The organism is Anaerofustis stercorihominis (genome assembly GCF_005844425.1).
Taxonomy (GTDB): domain Bacteria; phylum Bacillota; class Clostridia; order Eubacteriales; family Anaerofustaceae; genus Anaerofustis; species Anaerofustis butyriciformans.
In genome coordinates this window covers 1-4,505 of sequence record NZ_SPHL01000067.1, presented here as the reverse complement: position 1 = coordinate 4,505, position 4,505 = coordinate 1, and the positions used below count along the sequence as shown (strand labels likewise).

4 protein-coding genes are annotated in these 4,505 nt (G+C 29.7%); all 4 read right to left on the bottom strand.

Translation table 11 applies throughout. The features are described 5' to 3' along the window. Positions 1–178: 178 nt before the first annotated feature. Positions 179–904 carry a hypothetical protein gene (locus FGQ49_RS10085; protein WP_138269738.1) on the bottom strand — a complete coding sequence of 242 codons (726 nt, stop codon included), beginning with the start codon at positions 902–904 and terminating at the stop codon, positions 179–181. An 86-nt stretch (positions 905–990) separates the two neighbouring features. After that, positions 991–1,695: a hypothetical protein gene (locus FGQ49_RS10080; RefSeq protein WP_138269737.1), complete on the bottom strand. Its 705-nt coding sequence runs from the start codon at positions 1,693–1,695 to the stop codon at positions 991–993. Positions 1,696–1,750: 55 nt separating this feature from the next. Then, positions 1,751–3,925, bottom strand: coding sequence for a hypothetical protein (locus FGQ49_RS10075; RefSeq protein ID WP_138269736.1), 2,175 nt, complete (start codon positions 3,923–3,925; stop codon positions 1,751–1,753). Between the two features lie 47 nt (positions 3,926–3,972). Further along, the coding region (locus tag FGQ49_RS10470; RefSeq protein WP_171020687.1) for a hypothetical protein at positions 3,973–4,505 on the bottom strand (533 nt) is incomplete at its 5' end.

The following is a 4,505-nucleotide window of genomic DNA, read 5'->3' as shown; positions in this document are numbered from 1 at the left end:
CCTGTACTTCCTTTTTTATAAGAACCGCTTTTACCTACAGCTCTCCCTCCTGATACATATGTGCTATAATTTATTTTATATTTATCTTTTTTATTACTCATTTTATCCCTCCTTAAATAAATATTTTTTTAACAAAAAAAGACACCCCTCGGTGTCTTTTTATTCTTAATCTATTAATCTATTCTATCCCCATTAATTCCAAAGTTTCTTCAAGATCAACTCCCTCCGGCAGTTTTGTCTTATCCATCTCTTCGACCAGTCCGCCAAAAACAGCATTTGCCAAATCCTCATCGTTATTCTGATATGGTAAAAATTTTACTCCAACAACATAACCCCCCCTATAACTTCTTTTATGACATTCCATCCTATAAATATAAATTGATTTTTTTATTTTGTTCTTTTTTATGTATTTCCATTCATATTCAAGGCGATTTGCAAAGTATTTTTCTATTTCTTCTTTACTTGCATTTTCATTTTCTTCAATAAATTTATTTGTTACCGTAACCGCATTTTTATATGCTAAAGAATAATCATATGATGTTACTTCAAGCATTACTTTTGTATCATAATTATATTCACTTGCAACTCCTGTTTTATCGTCTTCATATTCCGGATTTTTATATTTAAACTGCCAATCTTTTATATATTTATATGTTGGCTTATTAAATATAACCGTTACATCATAGCTTTTATCAGGACACATTAATTCAATTATTTCTCTTTCTTCTGTATATGTGTTTTTTTCTTTATATAAAATATAATATCCATGACTATCCAAACTTCTTTCATAATTTAATTCATTATTGTATATAAAATTTTTTATGCAAATTAAAGAAAAAAATAAAATAATTAATGTAGTAAAAAGACCAATTTTATTTTTAATATTTTTTACTTTTTCTTTCATACCATTCTCCTCAAAATGATTATATAACATTACCATAGGTTATATCAACTTAAAACAAAAAAGACACCTCTCGGTGTCTTCCTATTCTACTTTATCTTCATTAACTTCATCGTCTCCTCAAGGTCAACTCCCTCCGGAAGCTTTGTCTTATCCATCTCTTCGACCAACCCTCCAAGCATTGCGTTTAGAAAATCTAAATTACTTTCTTGCTCTGGCAATTTACTTATAACAGTTTTATATAAACGACTTTTATCCCCATACTCAATTTCATCTTCCTTTTTATAAACGTACATAACTGTTTTTTCTTCATTGTCAATAACTTTTTTTCCTTCATATTCTATACGTTCTGCAAAATATGTTTCTATTTCTTCTTTACCTGCATTCTCATTTTCTTTTTTATATTTGTTCGTCGCTTTTACAGCATTCTTATAAGCAATGGCATAATTATATGATGTTACTTTTATCTTTACTTTATTGTAATAATTTTTTTCTTCATATATTGTACCTTCGTCTACAATCTCTTTTTTTTCTTCTCTTTCAAGTATTTCATAATCAACGTTTCTGTTTACATACTTTATCCCAAACGTAGGTTTTGGATACATTATTTTCATTATAAAAATATACTCCTTAAAAGGATCATCCTCACCTGTTAAAGTTAAATAATCATAACATTTGTTCTTTAAATCTACCATTGGATTTGAATTATATCTGTTAGGAATATCAACTGTAAATAAAAATAATAATATTAATAAAATTGTATAAATAAGCGAATATTTTAAAGATTTTTTCATAACTTTAATACCTCTTTTTAAAATTATACCATGATTTTTAATTCTATGTATATAGTTATTTTTTATCTCTGTCTTTATCTTTATCTTTATATTTTGGAGCAATATTATCTTTTACATTTTCATTTAACTTATTTGAAAGTATTTCTTTGATAATATTTAAATGTTTGATGTCATTTGGCATTACCGTATCAAAAGCACTTCCTGCTCCTTTTGTTAATACATTTGTTAATCCCTTTACCAACATTTTATTCTTGGCATTTTGTTTTCCTGCTTCTATATCGTTCTTTTCATTTTTTGAATATTCTCCTTCCATGCTTTTCCCATATCCTGAACCATATTCTCCTGTCAAGTCAAATAGTCCACCTACAGCAGGATTTACAGCATAACCAAGTGAGCTTATAATATTGTTACCAACCCACTCAGTCCCATCAAATAATCGTTTATCCATTCCGGTTAACTCTTTTTTCTTTTTCTCTATTGCCATACTTTTGCCTGATTTACGAATAACATTTTCATTTCCTCCTGCCAAACTCATTCCCTGAACAATATCTCGGGCATTATTTTCTATACCGTTTGTAAGTCCGTAATACATAATCTGTAATGGACCTAAATTTTTCATATTACTATATTTTTCATCTCTTTTTCTTTCTTCCATTCTGTTTAATATATTACTTAAATATTCTGCCTGTGCCTTTGCTCCGTATTTCCCAAGTATATAATTGGCTGTATCTTTTTCTTCTTGTGTGATATAATCAAATCCCTTTTTATATCTGGTATCTTGTTCTATTCCTCTTTTTAAATACCAGCTGTTATCTATATGAGCCTTTAAAGGATTTGTATCATGTTTGGGTCCCGCAAGTGTATTGTTTGACGCTGTACTTTCTCCTTTTTTTATATATTTTTCTTTGTTTGGGTCTGCATTACATTCTTTTTCCATTTCCTTTGCTTTTTTTTCTTTCGTCTCAAAACTTTCATACTCAGGCACGGACTTTCCTATATTCTCTTTTGTAAAGTTTTGTTTCGTCGGTTGACCGACTACACTATTAACCGAATAACCGTAATTGTCCGTACCGTCTTTACCGTAAATACTTTGAACAAAATCATTTACGTTTGTTAATTTTTCACTTCGCTCTTCTCTTTCCTTCTGTTTCTCTTTTTCTATCTTTTCTTTTATCTTTGCATTCTCATTCACCCTTTTTACCAAACTATTCATATCACTATTTATGTTTTGAATATCCTGACTCGTTACTTTGCTTCCGTAACTTGGATAATCCTTAAACAAAACATTATTTTCTTTATTCAATGCGCTTTGTTGCTCTGTTCCATACGGTTTATAATACTTACTCATAACCTCCTGCACCGCACTTTTTTTACTTTGATTTTGACTCTTGTTTTTCTCTTCCTCAATCGCTTTCATCTTGGCATTTTTCTTTTTCGCAAATTCATTCAACTTCGCACCATATGGCGATATGTCTTCCTTCGTTACCCTGCTTCCGTATGCGGGATACACTGAATACAAACTTTCGTTTTGTTTTTTCACGTTCCTCTGGTCCGCTCCGTACGGCTTGTAATTATTCATGACCTGCTCTATTCCTTTTTTGTAAGATAAAACTTCACCTTCATTTTGATTCTTTAAAAGTCCTCTCTTTCTCTTTTGCAGTCCGTTCATCAGCTTTTCCACGCTTTCCTTCGCTTTTGCGTCTCTTATGTTTTTCGGCGGTGCGCTATAAGGATTTATGCCTTTTATGTAACTTTCTATTTTCCCTTTGTTTATCTTTTCTCTGTTTTCTTCTGAAATGTTATATTGATTTTCCTTTAAAAGTGTTGGCTTATTGTTCTTCTTCATATCAATACCGGAATATGGGTTTGCCTTTAAATAAAAATCATCTCCTATTTTCGTATATGATTTATCCCCAAAAGTTCCACCTCTCTGCCCCATATATTTCTTTACATTATAATCAAGGTTATTGTTACTTTTAGAAGAACTGTCGTAACTGTTTGAACTTTTATTTGAAGTCACTGTAGAACCAACACTGCTTTTAAATGAACCCGAAACACCCCCGGAAGAACTTTTCTTTGAAGATGTATTTTCTTTATTTGATGTTGATTTTACTCTTGAAAACGCAGAGCTTAATCCTCCTCTAATAGCCGAGCCACTATTCCCCATGGCTCTCCCTCCTGATACATATGTGCTATAATTTATTTTATATTTATCTTTTTTATTACTCATTTTATCCCTCCTTAAATAAAAAAAGACACCCTTCGGTGTCTTTTCTATTATTCAAAAAATTCACAAGGATTTTCTTTCATCGTCTTATCCAAGTTGTCAATTATTTGTTTATAAATCTGTTCTCTTATTTTATCATCAATAACAAGCTCATAATAAACATTGCCTTTTTCATCCGTTTTTTCTATATAGTCAATTTTAATTGCATTTTTCCCTAATATTGTTCTGTTTTGATAAAATCCTAAACTAAGCCATTCAATAGCCTTTTCTTTACTATCAATACTATTTATTTCGCTCCCTTCTCGTTCTTTAACATCATCAATAAAATCTTCATAATTATAACTTATACTATAAGGATGAAAATCAATAACAACTTTATGCTCTTTTTCATCTATTATGTACGAAGGTAAAATTAAATCATTTATATCATTAAAATCTTCTTCTTTAAACATATATTTTATTATATCTTTGTATTTATCGTATCTTTCATCTTCCTTAAAATCTTTAACATATTCTTCTAACTGTTTGTCGAACTGTTTGTATATTTTGTAATCTTTCTTATCATAGTATTTACAAGGTTTTT

Bases quoted from the DNA above. Each gene is read 5' to 3' on its own strand.
- FGQ49_RS10075 (WP_138269736.1), bottom strand. From the start codon at position 3,925: ATGAGTAATAAAAAAGATAAATATAAAATAAATTATAGCACATATGTA.
- FGQ49_RS10085 (WP_138269738.1), bottom strand. From the start codon at position 904: ATGAAAGAAAAAGTAAAAAATATTAAAAATAAAATTGGTCTTTTTACT.
- FGQ49_RS10080 (WP_138269737.1), bottom strand. From the start codon at position 1,695: ATGAAAAAATCTTTAAAATATTCGCTTATTTATACAATTTTATTAATA.